At 53.0% G+C, this 16,907-nt stretch carries 15 protein-coding genes and 2 pseudogenes; 8 read left to right on the top strand and 9 right to left on the bottom strand.

All coding sequences use genetic code 11. The annotated features are described in order from the left end of the window. The 3 genes and pseudogenes from INF58_RS03880 to INF58_RS03890 all read left to right on the top strand — a co-directional run bounded on the left by INF58_RS03880 (position 1) and on the right by INF58_RS03890 (position 3,287). Positions 1-1,040: pseudogene (locus INF58_RS03880) on the top strand (tyrosine-type recombinase/integrase). Further along, positions 1,030-2,295, top strand: a complete 1,266-nt coding sequence (locus INF58_RS03885; protein ID WP_193527048.1) for a hypothetical protein — start codon at positions 1,030-1,032, stop codon at positions 2,293-2,295. The pseudogene INF58_RS03880 and the gene INF58_RS03885 overlap by 11 nt, the downstream one beginning before the upstream one ends. 419 nt (positions 2,296-2,714) lie before the next feature. Next, complete coding sequence (locus INF58_RS03890; RefSeq protein ID WP_193527049.1) at positions 2,715-3,287, top strand: serine acetyltransferase; 573 nt, start codon at positions 2,715-2,717, stop codon at positions 3,285-3,287. A gap of 225 nt (positions 3,288-3,512) precedes the next feature. On the opposite strand, the pseudogene INF58_RS20895 reads toward INF58_RS03890, so the two are convergent. From INF58_RS20895 to INF58_RS03900, 3 genes and pseudogenes are all read right to left on the bottom strand, one after another. Continuing rightward, a pseudogene (locus INF58_RS20895) lies at positions 3,513-3,960 on the bottom strand (hypothetical protein); the annotation flags it as partial. A gap of 72 nt (positions 3,961-4,032) precedes the next feature. Next, positions 4,033-4,497, bottom strand: a complete 465-nt coding sequence (locus INF58_RS03895; RefSeq protein WP_193527050.1) for a hypothetical protein — start codon at positions 4,495-4,497, stop codon at positions 4,033-4,035. Next, on the bottom strand, positions 4,475-4,867 hold the full coding sequence (locus INF58_RS03900; protein WP_193527051.1) for a polymorphic toxin type 44 domain-containing protein: 393 nt from the start codon (positions 4,865-4,867) through the stop codon (positions 4,475-4,477). The genes INF58_RS03895 and INF58_RS03900 overlap by 23 nt, the downstream gene beginning before the upstream one ends. A gap of 206 nt (positions 4,868-5,073) precedes the next feature. On the opposite strand from INF58_RS03900, the gene INF58_RS03905 reads away from it, so the two are divergent. Both INF58_RS03905 and INF58_RS03910 read left to right on the top strand, forming a co-directional pair. Continuing rightward, a complete protein-coding gene (locus INF58_RS03905; RefSeq protein WP_193527052.1) occupies positions 5,074-5,565 on the top strand; it encodes an Hcp family type VI secretion system effector in 492 nt (163 codons plus the stop codon). Positions 5,566-5,970: 405 nt separating this feature from the next. Beyond that, positions 5,971-7,140 (top strand): DNA repair protein, encoded by a 1,170-nt coding sequence (locus tag INF58_RS03910; RefSeq protein WP_193035209.1) that lies wholly within the window; start codon positions 5,971-5,973, stop codon positions 7,138-7,140. On the opposite strand, the gene INF58_RS03915 is transcribed toward INF58_RS03910, so the two are convergent. Then, positions 7,141-7,905 (bottom strand): siderophore-interacting protein, encoded by a 765-nt coding sequence (locus tag INF58_RS03915; protein WP_193527053.1) that lies wholly within the window; start codon positions 7,903-7,905, stop codon positions 7,141-7,143. 145 nt (positions 7,906-8,050) lie between these two features. Here INF58_RS03915 and INF58_RS03920 point away from each other — a divergent pair, with 145 nt between their 5' ends. Next, positions 8,051-8,545 carry a PadR family transcriptional regulator gene (locus INF58_RS03920; RefSeq protein ID WP_193527054.1) on the top strand — a complete coding sequence of 165 codons (495 nt, stop codon included), beginning with the start codon at positions 8,051-8,053 and terminating at the stop codon, positions 8,543-8,545. Here INF58_RS03920 and INF58_RS03925 read toward each other — a convergent pair. Then, positions 8,542-10,101, bottom strand: a complete 1,560-nt coding sequence (locus INF58_RS03925) for a methyl-accepting chemotaxis protein (RefSeq protein ID WP_193527055.1) — start codon at positions 10,099-10,101, stop codon at positions 8,542-8,544. The two genes, INF58_RS03920 and INF58_RS03925, sit on opposite strands and share 4 nt — an antisense overlap. 240 nt (positions 10,102-10,341) lie before the next feature. Further along, positions 10,342-11,862, bottom strand: a complete 1,521-nt coding sequence (locus INF58_RS03930; protein WP_193527056.1) for a PAS domain-containing methyl-accepting chemotaxis protein — start codon at positions 11,860-11,862, stop codon at positions 10,342-10,344. 422 nt (positions 11,863-12,284) lie between these two features. Between INF58_RS03930 and ygjG the strand changes: the two genes are divergently transcribed. Together ygjG and INF58_RS03940 are read left to right on the top strand one after the other, a co-directional pair. Continuing rightward, the gene (gene ygjG, locus INF58_RS03935; RefSeq protein ID WP_193527057.1) at positions 12,285-13,664 is read left to right on the top strand and encodes a putrescine aminotransferase; all 1,380 of its coding nucleotides are present in this window, start codon (positions 12,285-12,287) and stop codon (positions 13,662-13,664) included. Positions 13,665-13,724: 60 nt separating this feature from the next. Next, entirely contained in the window at positions 13,725-14,573 is an 849-nt protein-coding gene (locus tag INF58_RS03940) for a dihydrodipicolinate synthase family protein (protein WP_193527058.1), read from the top strand. Positions 14,574-14,716: 143 nt separating this feature from the next. Here INF58_RS03940 and lsrG read toward each other — a convergent pair whose 3' ends face one another. Genes lsrG through lsrB form a run of 3 tightly spaced genes read right to left on the bottom strand, consistent with a single transcriptional unit; the run spans position 14,717 to position 16,907 of the window. Then, the gene (lsrG, locus tag INF58_RS03945) at positions 14,717-15,010 is read right to left on the bottom strand and encodes a (4S)-4-hydroxy-5-phosphonooxypentane-2,3-dione isomerase (protein ID WP_047355093.1); all 294 of its coding nucleotides are present in this window, start codon (positions 15,008-15,010) and stop codon (positions 14,717-14,719) included. Then, on the bottom strand, positions 15,007-15,894 hold the full coding sequence (gene lsrF / locus INF58_RS03950; RefSeq protein WP_193035217.1) for a 3-hydroxy-5-phosphonooxypentane-2,4-dione thiolase: 888 nt from the start codon (positions 15,892-15,894) through the stop codon (positions 15,007-15,009). Before lsrF ends, lsrG begins: the two co-directional genes overlap by 4 nt. An 11-nt stretch (positions 15,895-15,905) precedes the next feature. Next, entirely contained in the window at positions 15,906-16,907 is a 1,002-nt protein-coding gene (gene lsrB, locus INF58_RS03955; protein WP_193527102.1) for an autoinducer 2 ABC transporter substrate-binding protein LsrB, read from the bottom strand.

Raw genomic sequence — 16,907 nt, forward strand, 5'->3', positions numbered from 1 at the left:
ATGTCGATAAGAAAAAAAAAGGATGGCAAATGGATTTTGGACTTTTACCCTGAAGGAAAACCCCAGGGGAAAGCCAGCAAACGCATCCGCAAGACGTTCCCAACCAAAGGCGAGGCTCTTGCATACCAAAATCACATCTTGGAAAACGTCCACGTTAAACCTTGGCTGGACGGAAAAGAGGATCGCCGTAAATTGCGCGACCTAGTAAACCAGTGGTTTGATGAACATGGCGTTACGTTGGACGATGGTGAAAAGCGCAAATCCACAATGGAATTTGCCTGTGAAAGCATGGGCGATCCCCTAGCACATGAATTTGATGCAACCATGTTTTCCCTATATAGGAAAAAACGTCTATCCGGTGAAATATCCCGTACCGTTCGCGTTAAGCAGGTTTCTCCCAGAACTATGAATTTAGAGCTGGCCTATTTTCGGACAGTGTTCAATGAACTAAAGCGACTAGGGCACTGGAAGCTAGACAACCCATTGACCAATGTTCGGCCTTTTAAATCTGAAGAAGCTGAACTGGCATACCTAGAGAGTGAAGAAATAACTAGACTCTTAGATGAATGCTTGAAGAGTCGAAATGAGAGCACTTATTGGGTGGCTTGCTTATGCCTTTTAACTGATGCGCGATGGGATGAGGCTGAATCTTTAACAACCAAACAAATTAAAAACCTGAAAGTCAGCTTTTTCAAGACAAAAGGCAACAGAAACAGAACGGTGCCAATCAGCCATAATTTTTATGAATCACTCCCAAAACCTGAGAGACCTGGTCGTTACTTCAAATCATGTTATTCAGCATTTCGTAAAGCTGTAGAACGTGCCGAATTGAATTTACCAGATGTCCAACTCTCTCACGTTCTACGACATACTTTCGCAAGCCATTTTATGATTAATGGCGGTAATATATTATTACACAACGCATACTAGGGCATACCGATATAAAAATGACCATGCGTTATTCACATTTCGCTCCTGACCATTTAGAAGAAGCGATAAAGTTAAATCCTCTGAATAAGATGAACTATCATGGAACCTAGAAACTCAGTATATGAAATATTCAAAACTTCACGTGATATTCCTGCTAACTATGTAGAAAGACCTCATGTTGATGAAGTTTTTATTGAAACACTCCTTCAAGAAAACCATATCGTTATTTATGGAAGTTCAAAGCAAGGTAAAACCTCATTACGAAAAAAACATTTAGAAGAAAATGATGCTGTTGTTATCACATGCGATAATAACTGGAGTATTGCGGACCTACAGCTAGCAATACTTAAAAAGGTTGGTTTCACCATTGAGGACTCTACAAACATTAAGGTAGATGGCTCCTTGAAAATAAAATTTAAAATCCCTGGGATTGCTGAAATTGAAGCCGGAGGTGGTGCAGGTCGAGATAAAAAAACACATGATTTTGCCATAAACTCCAATGATATCAATGACATAATCCATGTCATTAATAAGATTGGGTTTTCAAAGTATATTATTTTAGAAGAGTTTCATTATCTCCCTATTCAAACACAAAGGGATTTTTCAATTACATTAAAGGCTTATCACGAGCTCTCGAAAGTTTGTTTCATAATCATCGGAGTTTGGTTAGAGAACGATCGAATAACAGCTGCCAATGGTGATCTTACTGGAAGAGTAAAATCTATAAATGCAGACCTGTGGAAAAATGATGATTTAAATAATCTTTTTAGTAAAAGTGAACGTTTATTAAATATTGTTTTTGATGATAAGTTCAAACGAAATCTTATATTAAAAGCAAATGGAAATGTCTTTCTCGTTCAAAAAATATGCCTTAAGGCATGTCAATTAAGCGATGTTCACTTTAGACAACTTGAGAGTAAAACCGTCGGCACCAATATTGCCCTTGACAACGAGATCAAAGAAGAACTTGATATGCAAAATGCAAGATTTCGTCGTCTATTGATGGATTTTAGCAAGGGCTTTGGTAAAACAGAATTAAATCTCTACAAATGGATACTATTTGCTCTGCTAAAAATTGAGAAAAGCATCCTTGAAATTGGGGTGTATGAGAAAGTAATAAGAGAGACTATTAAAGAATCGCATCCTAATAAATTCAGCGTGACTTCTAGGAAGTTATCACAAGCGCTTGCCCGAAGTGTAGAACTACAAACAAGACATGGGATTAAACCTATCGTCTTTGAGTATGACGAAAACAAAACAAAATTAAAGGTACTTGATAAGTATTTTATGATGTGGCGTGAATATCAAGATGTTGGTGAACTTTTTGAACTCGCATCAATATTCTCTGATGATGACACTGAATAACATTTTATCAAGAAACTTGGCTAGTAGGCGGGGTGTCTTGTGGATGCCCCCTTTCTGACCCCTCAGAACTCAAACGCCCAATAAACACCGACAGCATTCAATCTTTAAGTTTATGATATCAATGTAACTTATTGTTTTTAATAGCAGGTGTATCGTTCTCATAATCGCTTGGTCGCTGGTTCAAGTCCAGCAGGGGCCACCAAATTTTGGTTTTAGAATCATCCAGTTAAGCCACTCCCGCGAGTGGCTTTTTTGTTACTTAATGCATGGGTGAGGCAAAAGTGTCGCACAAAAGTAAGAGTGCTCCCTCCCCTCAAGATTATGACAAGCCCTCTCCACATAACTACTACGCCAAAAAGTTGCTTTCCGTAGACTTTTGACTTTAAATTCTCGCGACAAATGAAAGGGAAAGATAAGTAATGGATAAACAAGCGAGATCAACTCATTTACGTGAATGCTTACGTCAGGAAGTAATGATGAGTTCTAAGACATTTTCGTGGTTCAGTGTGCTGCATAAAGCTATCAAATGTCCGGATCGCCGCTTCCACTTCTGGTGGCGCATCGCGTCGCACTGGCATCGCTCGGGCAACAAGTTCCTGAAAAAACGAGCCGCTAAATTAAACAGAAACCTCATTTTCAAATATGGAACTGAGATTCAGTTGGGGGCGCACATCGGACCCGGCATGGTGATTTCTCATCATCACGGGATTGTAATAAATGGTTCGGCTGTAATAGGTCATTCTCTCCGGATAAGACAAAACATCACGATTGGCATTACCGGCGCGAATGTTAATAAAGGACCAATATCCATTATAATTGGCAACAACGTCAGTATTGGTGCGGGTTCCTGCATCATCGCAGATAAGATTCGCATCGGTGACAACGTTGTGATCGGCGCTATGTCATTTGTGAACAAAGACATTCCCAGCAACACCACCGTCTATAGCGAAAAGACTTTGCATGTCATGTCTAACAAATTACATGCAGCATGAGCAGACACTGCTACACATTTCAGTTTTTAAAAGTGACTTCCTGCCCCCAAACCCGCGCCAGCTCTCACCGCGCGGATTTTCCATGTACTTCTCGCCTCCTGTATTTTGATCTTCTTTTTTCACATAAAATCTAAAATATCATTCATTATCTTATAGTTATAAATTTCACTAGATCCTCCGCAGATCCATAAAAGTGAAAAACACTGAAATTCTTTTAATCTTTTCAGTTTGGTTTTCCGCAAAGCCGCCAACCGCATAGCGGGGACGGAACGGATCGGAGAAATTGCCGCTTTTCACTGCCTCAACGAGATCCATCACACGGCCAAACGCTGGCAAATGCATCCCGATGTCAGCTCCGGATAATGGCTTTCAATCTGGCGCTGAACGGGCGTTTTTTCCAGTGGCTTACCCGTAGTACGGTTGCAGGATGTCCTGGTGACAGCCATCGTGTCATTTTGCAGGTGGACTTTTGTCACCCTTTCCCCGCCGGGGCGCAGACTCTGCACCATGTGAAGCGTCATTGAGTTCCCCCGGCTGCCCCCTGATTAAATACATGCGGGATCTCAATCGGGCGATCAGCAAACAGAGCTTTTTCCGCGCCGCCAACATATACCGCACCGCCCGGCAACTGATACCAGACGTAATCCGTAATGCCGAAAGCCTTTCCGAGATTACGCCGTGAAAACTTCCACGCGGCTCATCGGGTCATTGACCCGACCACAAGGGATTTTAATCAAATATTTATCTATCGACTAAATTTCCCCTTGTCCCAGCTCTCGCCGCGGGCCGTTAAGTCGATTGACGGCGCGGCCGCTATTCCCTCAGCATCATAAAAAAATGCGGACGTTGTAAAGCTGTACACGGTGCCGTAAACAGTAAATGAGATATTGTTGCCTATGCCGTCAACTTTCGCGCGGGCGGTGTTCGCTGTAAGCGTGGGCGGGATATGTTGTTTTTCGAGAGCCACCAGCGGATCACCGTCAATCTTGCTCGCTAAAAAATAACGATACACTTCCCCCGTGGTCATGTTCGAGCCGTCATACTCAGTAATATATAACCAGGTCCGGGGCGTAAGCTGGCGAACTTCATATAGCCGATCACTAACAGTTAAACGCTGTATATGTTGGAAATAACAGTACCCCGCGACCGCCAGGGCCATAAGGATAGTGGCGATCCAGTGCAGCGTCCTAAAAGTGATGCTGTTTAACATAGTCGATGCCTTGCTTTATCCAAAATTGGTCAATCGGATCATCACCAAACGGCGGAGCCCCCGTGAAATCACCCCACTCGGGTCTTGATGTGCCGGCTTTCCACTGCGCCGCGCCGGCAGCAATAAGCAAAATCTTTGCAGGGATGCACGCTGCATAACCCACAGCGCCGTAATGGAAATTCCCGAAGTCAGCATAAGCCCGTTTTTGTTGTTTGTAATCCCACGGCCCGCCATTCCTTACTCGCTCATAAAACCATGTATACGTAAGCGGGGCGGCCATATCCTGGACTTCGTGACGCGCCCGCGCGAGCCTTATGTGTTCGCGCAATATCTCCAGCCCGCGGGGTGGATAAATCGGTATACATGCCATCGTTATTCCTTTCTGCCAGGCAAAAAGGGCAACATAAGAGCAATAATGCTAACGCGTACTGCTTAGGATCAATTTATTAATTTTATTTGCAATATCAATAAGTAACGAAATTAAATAACACTAACTTATAACACAATTTGTATCACCTGCGATCCGTTTTTAGCCGTTAATGAGGGTTTACCCTCAACGGAAATGGAGTTTTCAAAATGGCTATTCCTGCTTATCTATGGCTTAAGGATGATGGTGGCAACCCGATTAAGGGATCTGTGGATGTTCAAAATAGAGAAGGTAGTATAGAGATCCTCTCTTTTAGTCACGGCTTGTTAGTTCCGACCGATAACAACACCGGCAAGATCACCGGTACGCGCTTACATGCGCCGCTCGTAATTGAAAAGGAGTTTGATAGCTCCAGCCCGTATCTCTACAAAGCGGTAGCCACTGGCCAAACGCTGAAAAGCGCAGAGATCAAGTGGTATAAGATCAACGATGCGGGCCAGGAGGTTGAATATTTCAATATGCTGCTTGAAAACGTCCGGGTAGTCAGCATTAACCCCGTCATGCATAACTGTAAAGAGCCAGCGTTACAGATACACAATCATAATGAGGGAATACAGCTCCGTTATGAGCGGATCACCTGGAAGTATTGCGATGGGAACGTCCAATACTCGGACGCGTGGAACGAGCGGGTTACAGCGTAAAATAAGGTCGGTTAATCCGCCCTATATTGTTTTTAGAGCCATTTCTTTCGCCCCGTGGGTCTGCCAGCACGTAGTCTCCCCTCGATGGCAATACCCCGTGCGATCACCCGATGCTGTTAAGCATTCTCTGACAGTTATTGCGGCGTACCGCTGCCGCTGCGCGCCTCCGAAGCCCCAAATTTTGGAGTTTCTCGGCTCCCGCATTCAAAAGTGAATTCTAAGGCCACGTATAACTTTGCGTTCATCGTTCCAGAAGGAACGTTCCATCACCCTCACTCCTTCACAACCCCTAAAAACTAAAGAAATCCCCCATCGCGCCGATCATCATCCGTGTGTATTATTTCCTGTAGCGTTGACCACAACTACCCTTAACTCAAATACTTAAGCGCCAGAGCGAAAGGCATCATGAGCACACCGATCAAACGGCTAGAAATCATTAAAAATGCCATTGAGCTGGAAGATGACGACATCATCCAGAGCCAGCTAAAACGCCTCAAAGATGAAGCCTTTGACGATGATCTCCTTTCCATCGTCGCGGCGCTTGAGCAGCAAAACTACACCGCTGCCATCCGTGCTATCACCGCCTGGCTGCAAAACCAGCGTGCCGTTGCCCCGTGGCGCGATCCGCAGCTGGCGGCCAGCAAGCTGGAGCTGAAAGCGCTGGAGGAGCGCCTGCGTGACCTGATTGACCGCCGTAACGCCCGGGTGCAGCAGCTTGATGAGTTCAACGATCTCTATTTTTCGCGCCTCGGGCCGCTGATGCAGCAGATCCTCGTCCTGCGTAAAACGCTGGCGGAGCTGAACCTGCGTCGTCAGCAGGCGGAGGCGCGTCGCCGGGAAGAGGATTACCGCCGCTGCCAGCGCTATATGGCGCAGGCCGTGGAGGTTCTGTCGACGCTCACCCAGCGCTGGCAACAACTGCCTGCGGATTCCGTTCAGGCGGCAGAGGCGCGCAAGCATCTTCAGCAGCAAAGTCATCTTATTGCCACCCTGTTGGCCGAAGCGCAGGAGCTGGAGACCGGACTAACGCGTGAAGAAGAGCCGGCGCGTCAGGCGCGCGATGAGGCCAATGAAGAGTACAGGAAGTATCGCGAACAGCATCATGATGCCGAAGTGCGCCTGCGTAAAGGCAAGGCTCTTTCTGAAGAGGATCGGAACGAACTGAAGCGGCTCTGGCGCCAGGCGAGCAGGCTATGCCACCCGGATCTGGTTGCCGATGACTTAAAAGAAGAAGCCAACCGGATGATGGTGCAACTCAACCAGGCCAAACAGCGCGGCGACGTGAAGGCCATACGCTCGCTGGTCGCCCGTCTGCAACACGGGTTCGAACCGATGATGGCGAGCGACAGGCTGAACGACCTGGAACGTATTCGTAAAAAGATGGCGCAGGTGCGTGAGCAAATCGACGCCCTGGTGAGCGAACTGGCAGAGCTGGAGAAGGAAGAATCCTGGCTGCTCGTCTCGTCGCTCAGCAATATGGAAGCCTACTTTGCCCAGCAGGAGAAAGCGCTGAAAGAGGTATGCGCCTCGCTCGAACATCAGGTGAGCGAAGCGCAACTGGATCCCGCCGCCTGACTATTTTGCGTGCCAGTACGCGCTGGCACGCACCAGCTGCGGGTCAATCGCATCGGTTTCAAACTGACGGCTCAGGCTTTTCACCACCTTTCCCTCTCCGGTCAGCCAGATAAAGTAATCCTCTTCCGGCACGGTCAGCGCGGCCAGATGCTCCGCCACCGCCTGCTCGCTGTGGCCGATAACCCAGGTGATGTTGAACTCGCTCAGGTGCGCCAGGTAGTCTTTATACGACGCATCGCCCACGGTGACGATGGCGTGGATCGCCGGGCGAACCGGCAGTTTTGCGATACCTTCCAGACGGCGGCGCAGCGCGGGCATGCCCGACTCGTCGCACACGTACAGCTGCCAGGCATAATCTTCCGGCACCACCAGCGAACCGCGCGGACCGCCGATGGTCAGCTTGTCGCCCACCTTCGCCTCTACCGCCCAGTTGCTGGCAATGCCGCCATCATGAACGAAGAAATCGAGCACCAGCTCATTTTTTTCGTCATTGTACAGCGGAGTGTAGTCACGCGCCTGCGGACGCACGCCGTCGCCCCAATTAATGCCTTCATCGGTGACGACAGGCGGCACGAAGGTCGTGCCCGGTGCCGGGAAAAAGACTTTGGTATGGTCGTCAAAGCCGCGTGAGCTAAAGCCCTCCAGCGCTTCGCCGCCTAACACAATGCGCTGAAATCCTGGGCTGACGCGCCCGGCGCGGAGCACGTTCAGCTCGCGAAAACGCAAATCGTTGCGGACACGTTGAGGGTAACGGGTAGATGCCATGGTAATGCCCTTCTCAGGTGAATACGATATATCGGAATGAATTTTTAATGATAATGATTGCTATTAACTCAGAAATCAAGATTTTTTAGATTGCATCTGAATATATCTAAGATATAGTTTAGATATATCAAATTGAGGAAAAAACATGCGACACGAACACGACGGGGGTGGACGCAGGCCACGATTTTTTGGCCATGGCGATTTACGGCTGGTGATCCTGGACATCCTGACGCGCAGCGCGAGCCACGGTTACGAGCTGATTAAGGAGATCGAGAACCTGACGCAGGGTCATTACACGCCAAGCCCCGGGGTGATTTACCCGACGCTGGATTATTTGCAGGATCAGACGCTGATCGCCATTACCGAAGAAGAGAACGGCCGTAAGCGGATTGCGATTAACGCCGCCGGAGAGCAGTGGCTGGAAGCTAACCGGGAACAGCTGGAGCAGATCCAGACGCGTATCAAGGCGCGTTCCGTCGGGTTCCAGCTGCGCAAGAACCCGCAGATGAAGCGGGCTTTAGATAACTTCAAAGCGGTGCTGGATCTGAAGGTGAACCAGGAAGAGCTCAGCGACGCGCAGCTCAAACAGATTATCGGCGTGATTGACCGCGCGGCGCTGGAGATCTCCCAGCTGGATTAAGCCAGCACACCGTCGCTCACGCGGAACACGCGCACCAGCTCTTTCAGGTGCATCGCCTGTTCTTTCAGGGATGCCGCCGCCGCAACAGACTCCTCCACCAGCGCGGAGTTCTGCTGGGTGGTGGCGTCTATCAGGCCAATCGCGCTGTTGATCTGCGAGATGCCTTCCGTCTGCTCGTGGCTGGCCTGGCGGATTTCACGCAGGATAACGTCCATCTCCTCCACGTTACCGACCATCCCGTTGATAAGCCCGCTGGCTTTCTCCACAAGGTTCATGCCGTCCTGCGTCTGGCTTGTCGAGCTTTCGATCAGCTGGCGGATCTCACTTGCGGATGTCGCACTCTTCTGCGCGAGCTGGCGCACTTCGCCCGCCACCACCGCAAAACCACGGCCATGCTCACCCGCCCGGGCCGCTTCGACCGCCGCATTCAGGGCCAGAATGTTCGTCTGGAAGGCAATGGCATCGATCAGGTCGATAATGTCGGACATCCGGTTCGATGTTTCGTTAATCAGGCGCATTTTGCTGGTAACCTGCTTCATCATCTCCCCGTTGTTTTTCACCACCGCAGCCGCATCGGCAGACAGGTTGGTCGCTTCCCCGGTGTGCGAGGCGGTGTTCTTCACCGTGGCGGTGATCTGCTCCATCGACGCCGCCGTCTGTTCAACAGAACTGGCCTGCTCCTCCGTGCGCGCGGCAAGATCCTGATTGCCGGCGACAATCTGCGCGGCGGCGCTGGAGATGTTTTCCGACCCGGTCTGCACCTGCTGCACAATCTCCAGCAGGCGCGTTTTCATCTCCATCAGTGCGGTAAGAAGCAGTCCGGTTTCATCTTTACCGTGCGAGGTAATGCTGCGCGTCAGATCGCCATCGGCAATGGCTTGTGCAAAATTCACCGCGTCGTTCAGCGGTCGCGTAATGGATCGCACAATGAGCCAGCCAATCAGGCTGGCTGCCACGACGCTGAACAGCGTAATCACGATCAGCAGGAGACGATTGGTGCGGAAATCGCCTTCCACCTGCACGCCCGCGCTCTGCATTGCCCGGCCCTGGATCGCAATCAGCGCCTGCACTTTCGCTTTGTAGGACTGTTGCAGGTTCAGGGTGTTGGTCATCATCTCGTTTATCGCAGCCGCACGGTCGTTATTCTGCACGGCCTGCAAAATGCGATAGCGCGAGTCGAGATATTGCTGACGTACGCCGCGGATATCCGCCAGCGCCTGTTGAGATTTCTTATCCTCGAGAGCGTTGTCCAGCTCGCTCAGGATTGCGGTGATGCGCTCGCTGATGGCCTTCAGGCGCTGCTCTGACTGCGTCGTGTACGTCCCCTGTTCGTCCAGTAGCATAAGCTGCTGTGTGCTTATAAATTCCTGGAAGTTGTCGATTAGCTGGTTCGCTTTAACCGTGGTTGGATAGTCGCTGGTAAGGATGGTTTGCATTCCATTGTTTGCCCGATTCAGGCTCATCAGAGACAAACTTGCGCTGACGACCATCAGGACAATAAATAATCCAAACGCCAGAAATAATTTCGTGCCGATCTTTACGTCATGTATGAACATATTTACCCCATCGATGTGATTATTTCTCAGACGATCGCTGTTATCGGAAGAAAACTTGCTAACTTTATGACTTTGATCGTTTTTTTCTTTTTCACTCGTAATGAAGTCGGGGCACAAGAATTAAAAATCGGCAGGTTTTTTTAGTTACTTAATATTTCATTAACAACATAACTTATACTGAAAAACAAAAAAGCCGTTTACCCCCGGGGGAATAAACGGCTTTTTCGAAGCAGGCATTTCTTAATGCAGCACGGTAACCGCATCTTCAAGGCGTCCGGCCCGGTGCTTAACCATCGCGGAAATATGTGCGCTCTCTTCGACCAGGTCCGCATTTTTCTGCGTAATGCTGTCCAGCTCCGCCACGGCACGCGTCAGCTCGGTCAATCCCGTGGCCTGCTCGGAGGTGGAATGGCTGATCTGCGCGATAAGCTGCGTGACGTTTTTCACCTGCTCGACAATATCATCCATCGTACGACCCGCAGCGTGTACCTGACTGGCGCCGGACTGCACTTTGCTGGCGCTGGCGTCGATCAGCTTGCGAATATCGTTCGCCGCATTGGCGCTGCGGCTGGCAAGATGGCGCACTTCGCCAGCCACCACCGCAAAGCCTTTCCCCTGCTCGCCCGCGCGGGCCGCCTCAACCGCGGCGTTCAGCGCCAGAATATTGGTCTGGAAGGCGATATCGTTGATAAGAGACGTAATTGAGCCAATGCGCTGGGTACTGTCGGCAATGTCATCCATGGTTTTCACCACGGTCTGCATCACGGTGCCTCCCTGCGTGGCCGCGCTGCTGGCGGCCATCGACAGCTTGTCGACTTCGGCTGCGGTCTCAGAGTTGCTCTGCACCGACGCCGCCATCTGGTTCATTGTGGCCACGGTCTGCTGCACGTTCGCCACGGTCTGGCGCGTGCGGTCGTTGAGATCTTCATTGCCCTGCGCCAGCCTGTCGCTACCGTCGCGCACGCTCACGACCTGGCTGGACACGTCGTTGATCAGCCAGCGGCACATCAGACCCAACTGTCCGACGGCCCGTAGCGTCAGGCCCAGCTCGTCGCTGCGGTTAAGATGCTGAACGCTGTTACGCTCTCCGGTGGCGACCTTCAGCGCCTGGCGCGCCACGTTTTCAACCGGGCGGACGATCTGCTGTTCAAACACCAGGGTGCCAAGCAGCATCACCACGGCCGCCGCTACCAGCGACGTCCATCCCGCAGCACTGGCAACCAGCGTTGCGGCCATCACCGCAAACAGTACCGCCATTACGCTACGCACGCGCCAGCGCAGCGGCATCGCCGGTAATTTACCGAGCCAGCCTTTGCGCACCACCAGCCCTTTATGAATGCGTTTTTTGCAGCGTCCTTCGTTGAGCGCCTTGTAAAGCGGCTCCACCGCGGCTATCTCCTCCTCCGTGGCGCGAGTACGAATCGACATATAGCCCGTCTTCTGGCCATTACGCACCATCGGTACCGCATTCGCGCGTACCCAATAGTGATCGCCATTTTTACGTCGGTTTTTGACAATCCCGCTCCAGGGCTCGCCTTTTTGCAGCGTGTACCACATGTCGGCAAAAGCCGCTTTCGGCATATCGGGATGACGCACGATATTATGCGGCTGCCCAAGCAGCTCCTGGAGCGTAAAGCCGCTCACCTGCACAAAGGTGTCGTTAGTGTGGGTCATGTAGCTGTGGAGGTCGGTGGTCGACATAAGCGTGGTGTCATCGTCCAGCGGATATTCATTCTGGGTGACATAGTCAGGAGAGGACATAGTGAGCATCCCTTGCAGGTTATTTGAATGTTAATTTTGTGGCTTATGTTTTTTCGGCGATAAAAAATTTATCTTTAGTTGTTAACTATGATTGAGATCGCAAATTCGGGTTAAACCGCACTTTTCGTACGTTTTTCTAATTAATTGATTTAAAATACTTTCGTAATGAAACTACCCACAAAGCATCATCCTGTAATGCACCCTTACGTCGCATTCCCTGCCCTGGAGCAGTGCAATTGCTGAAACCTCATCACCGGCCCGCTATCCCTTATTCCGTGCGGCGCGCAATGGCATGATTAAATATTGCACAACTTTGATTTAACCTGGCGTTTATCCCGATTTTCGTTAAGCCCTCTGAGGTGGCGTAATCCCTGCAATACTTACCTCAGTATCATGTGATACGCGATCCCCGGGAGCATATTTTGAACAGGTTACCTTCCAGCGCCTCGGCTCTTGCCTGTACCGCGCACGCACTGAATCTCATTGAAAAGCGAACGCTCGATCATGAGGAGATGAAACAACTTAACCGAGAGGTCATTGATTACTTTAAAGAGCACGTCAATCCTGGTTTTCTGGAGTATCGCAAATCTGTTACCGCCGGCGGGGATTACGGAGCCGTAGAGTGGCAAGCGGGCAGTCTGAATACGCTTGTCGACACCCAGGGACAGGAGTTTATTGATTGCCTGGGTGGCTTTGGTATCTTCAACGTGGGGCACCGTAATCCAGTTGTGGTTTCCGCCGTACAGAATCAACTTGCGAAACAACCTCTCCATAGCCAGGAGCTGCTCGACCCGCTTCGCGCCATGCTCGCGAAAACGCTGGCGGCCTTAACGCCCGGCAAGCTGAAGTACAGCTTCTTTAGCAACAGCGGTACGGAATCGGTCGAAGCGGCAATCAAGCTCGCCAAAGCGTACCAGTCGCCGCGCGGGAAATTCACCTTCATTGCCACCAGCGGCGCGTTCCATGGTAAATCCCTGGGTGCGCTGTCTGCGACCGCCAAATCCACCTTCCGCAAGCCGTTTATGCCGCTGCTGCCGGGCTTCCGCCACGTGCCGTTCGGCGACATTAACGCCATGCGCACCGTGCTGAGCGAATGCCGTAAAACCGGTGACGACGTGGCGGCGGTGATCCTGGAACCGATTCAGGGTGAAGGCGGCGTGATTTTGCCTCCGCAGGGTTATCTGCCCGCCGTGCGTCAGCTGTGCGATGAGTTTGGCGCGCTGCTGATCCTCGACGAAGTGCAGACCGGGATGGGGCGCACGGGCAGGATGTTTGCCTGCGAGCACGAGAACGTCCAGCCGGACATTCTGTGTCTGGCAAAAGCGCTCGGCGGCGGCGTGATGCCGATTGGCGCGACGGTTGCTACCGAGGAGGTGTTCTCCGTGCTGTTCGACAATCCGTTCCTGCACACCACCACCTTTGGCGGTAATCCGCTGGCCTGTGCGGCGGCGCTGGCGACCATCAACGTGCTGCTGGAGCAGAACCTGCCCGCGCAGGCGGAGCAGAAAGGCGATATGCTGCTGGACGGCTTCCGTCAGCTGGGCCGGGAATACCCGGACCTGGTGCAGGAGGCGCGCGGCAAAGGCATGCTGATGGCGATTGAGTTCGTTGATAACGAAATCGGCTACAGCTTCGCGAGCGAGATGTTCCGCCAGCGGATTCTCGTGGCAGGAACGCTCAACAACTCGAAAACCATCCGCATTGAACCGCCGCTGACGCTCACCATTGAGCAGTGCGAGCAGGTGCTGAAGGCGGCGCGCAAGGCGCTGGCGGCACTGCGGGTAAGCGTGGAGGAAGCCTGAAAAACGCCGGGTGGCGCTACGCTTACCCGGCCTACAATAGCCCGGTAAAAGGACAACGCGATGTTTCACGGCTTAAGTGCCTTTCCGTTAACGCCCCTGAAAGACGGGAAGTTTAACGAGCAGTCTTTCATAAAACTTTTGGCACCGCTGGTCGACGCGAGGGTGGATTCGCTGGGCATACTCGGCTCGACGGGCAGCTACGCATATCTCACCGTTGAAGAGCGCACGCAGATCGCCCGCTGCGCGGTGGAGCATGCCAACGATATTCCCGTTATGGTCAGCATCGGCGCACTCCGGCTGGACGATATTCTGCGTCTGGCAGATAACGCGCAGGCGGCAGGCGCGGCCAGCGTACTGATGGCACCGGTGTCGTATCAGCGGCTGACGTCCGATGAGGTGTATTCGCTTTATGAAACGGTGACACGGCAGCTCTCCGTGCCGCTGTGCGTTTACGATAACCCCGCCACCACCGGGTTTACGTTTAGCGACGAGCTGATGGTTGCCGTGGCGGCGCTGCCCAATATCGGCTCGGTGAAATTTGGACGCGTGCCGGAGGATATTGCGCTGGTTCGTGCTCGCCTGCCGGATACGGTCACGATGGGCATCAGCGGGGACTGGCAGGCAGCATCCGCACTGCATGCCGGGTTTGACGTCTGGTATTCAGTGATCGGCGGGCTGTTCCCGCATACGGCGCTGGCGATTGCGCGTTCGAAAGAGACGGCGCAGTCCGATCGGCTGGAACCGCTCTGGGCGCTATTCCGCCGCTACGGCAGTTTGCGGGTGATAGCGGCAGCGGCCGAAATGATGGGGAAAGTGGAAGCGCCGGCGCTGCCGTTCCCGCTACGGGCGATTCAGGGGGAGCCGCGGGAAGCGCTTTCTGCGATCCTTGCGGATTTTGAGCTGGCCTGAAATACGCCGGGTGGCGCTACGCTTACCCGGCCTACAAAATCACCACAACCCCGTACTCGCAGGCCCGGTAAGCGTTAGCGCCACCGGGCAAACCCGGCACCATACCCGTAGGCCCGGTAAGCGTAGCGCCACCGGGCAAAACGTTACTCCGGCAACAGCCCGACGAAACAGCGCTTTTTGCGCGGCTCCGACATCAGCTCCTCAAGCTTATCCACGCACGCCAGATAGTGCGGGGTTTGCTTGTGCGCCAGCACCGCCGCTTCATCCTTATAGGCCTCGTAGATAAAGAACCGGGTTTTCACCCGCGGGTCCTGCAACACGTCAAAGCGCAGGTTGCCCGGCTCCCTGATGGCCCCCTCGTGGTTGGCGCGAAACACCTCCAGAAACTCATCCACCCGCTCGGGCTTGATGTTGATCTCCACTAACGTCACGTTCATTTCGCTTCTCCCTGTTTCTCTTCCTGCCAGAACTGGAACGCCTCGCGAGCGCTCACGTTCTCGTGAACCACTTTTTTCACCGCCTTCAGCATGGCGAGCGGCGCGCTGGACTGGAAGATGTTGCGCCCCATGTCCACGCCCGACGCGCCCTGGTCAATCGCCCGCCAGCACATCTCCAGCGCCTCGAGCTCCGGCAGCTTTTTGCCCCCGGCGATGACGATCGGCACCGGGCAGCTGGCGGTCACTTTTTCAAAGCCCTCGTCCACGTAGTAGGTTTTGACGAACTGCGCGCCCATCTCGGCGGCGATGCGGCTGGCCAGCGAGAAGTAGCGCGCGTCACGCGCCATCTCTTTTCCTACGCCTGTCACCGCCAGCGTCGGCATCCCGTAGCGCGCGCCCGCGTCAACCAGCTTGATGATGTTGTTGATAGACTGATGCTCAAACTCGCTTCCGATGTACACCTGCGCCGCCACCGCACAGACGTTCAGGCGCAGGGCATCCTCCATCGCCACCGCCACGCACTCGTTCGACAGCTCGCCCAGAATCGAGTTACCGCCGGAGGCGCGCAGCACCACCGGTTTGTTCGTCGCGGCGGGCACCTGGCTCCTGAGGATACCGCGCGTGCACATCAGCACGTCGGTTTCGCCAAACAGCGGCGCAATGGAGAGATCGATACGCTCGAGGCCGGTAGTTGGCCCCTGAAAGTAGCCGTGGTCAAAGGCCAGCATCACCGTGCGGTTGCTCTGCGGATTGAAGATGCGCGAAAGCCGGGACTGCATACCCCAGTCGAGCGAGCCGCAGCCCTTCAGGGTGTACGGTACGTTGACCTGCGGCGTACCGATGCCAAAATCCTTGCCGTCTTTGATGTCGTCTAAATCAGCCATTTGCTCCCCCGTCAGAAATCGTATTTGCTGATGTTCTCTTTGGTGAACACCACACGCTCCGGCAGCAGCACGATGCCGTTGCCCTTCGCCTCATACTGATAGCCCTGCACGCTGTTCGGCTCCACCTTCAGCGCTCCGATACCTTTTACGTCAACGCTGTCGCCAGGGTTAAGATCGCCCTTTTTCAACAGACGATCGGCGACGTTTACCGCAATTTTTCCCTGCTGGACCACGTCCCACAGGCCGAAGGCTTTCACCGTCCCGCGTTCAACGTACGGACGCAGGACGTTCGGCGTGCTGAAGCCGACAATCGCCACCCCTTCCCGCTTCAGGTTCTCCGCCGCCTGCGCCGCCGCCGGCAGGGCGTTGGCGTCCGGCGCAATGATCGCATCCAGGTCCGGATACGCTTTTAAGATCCCCTCGGCGGTTTGCAGGGATTTGGTGGCGTCGTTATAGCCAAACTGGGTGGTCACGACCTGCCACTGCGGGTGATCTTTCTCGATTTTCGCCTTCGCCTCTTTCACCCACTGGTTCTGGTCGGTGACGGTGGGGCTGGAGTAGAAGAACGCCACTTTGGCATTCGGTTTGGTGACCTGTTTGCCCGCCATCTCCACCAGCAGGCCGCCCAGCTGTTCCGGCGTCCCCTGGTTGATATAAATGCTGCGGCACTCCGGTTTGGTGTCGGAATCCCAGGTCAGTACCTTTACGCCGCGCTGCATCGCGCGCTTCAGCGCCGGGCAGAGGCCGTCCGGCGACACGGCGGAGACGATGATGGCGTTATAGCCCTGGTTGACGAAGTTATTGATGAGCTGCACCTGGCCGGAAACGCTCGGCTCGGTCGGGCCGTCGTAGGTCACGTCCACGCCAAGATCTTTCCCCGCCTCTTTCGCGCCGTTGCCGCCGCTGGTGAAGAAACCCACGCCCACCAGCTTTGGGATAAAGGCAATACGGTCCGCCGCCTGCGCCGAAGCGAAGCTGAGGGCCATTGCCAGGACGAGCAGTTTTGTTTTCAT

Source organism: Enterobacter cloacae complex sp. P24RS (genome assembly GCF_014982165.1).
In the GTDB taxonomy this organism is placed as follows: Bacteria; Pseudomonadota; Gammaproteobacteria; order Enterobacterales; family Enterobacteriaceae; genus Enterobacter; species Enterobacter quasihormaechei.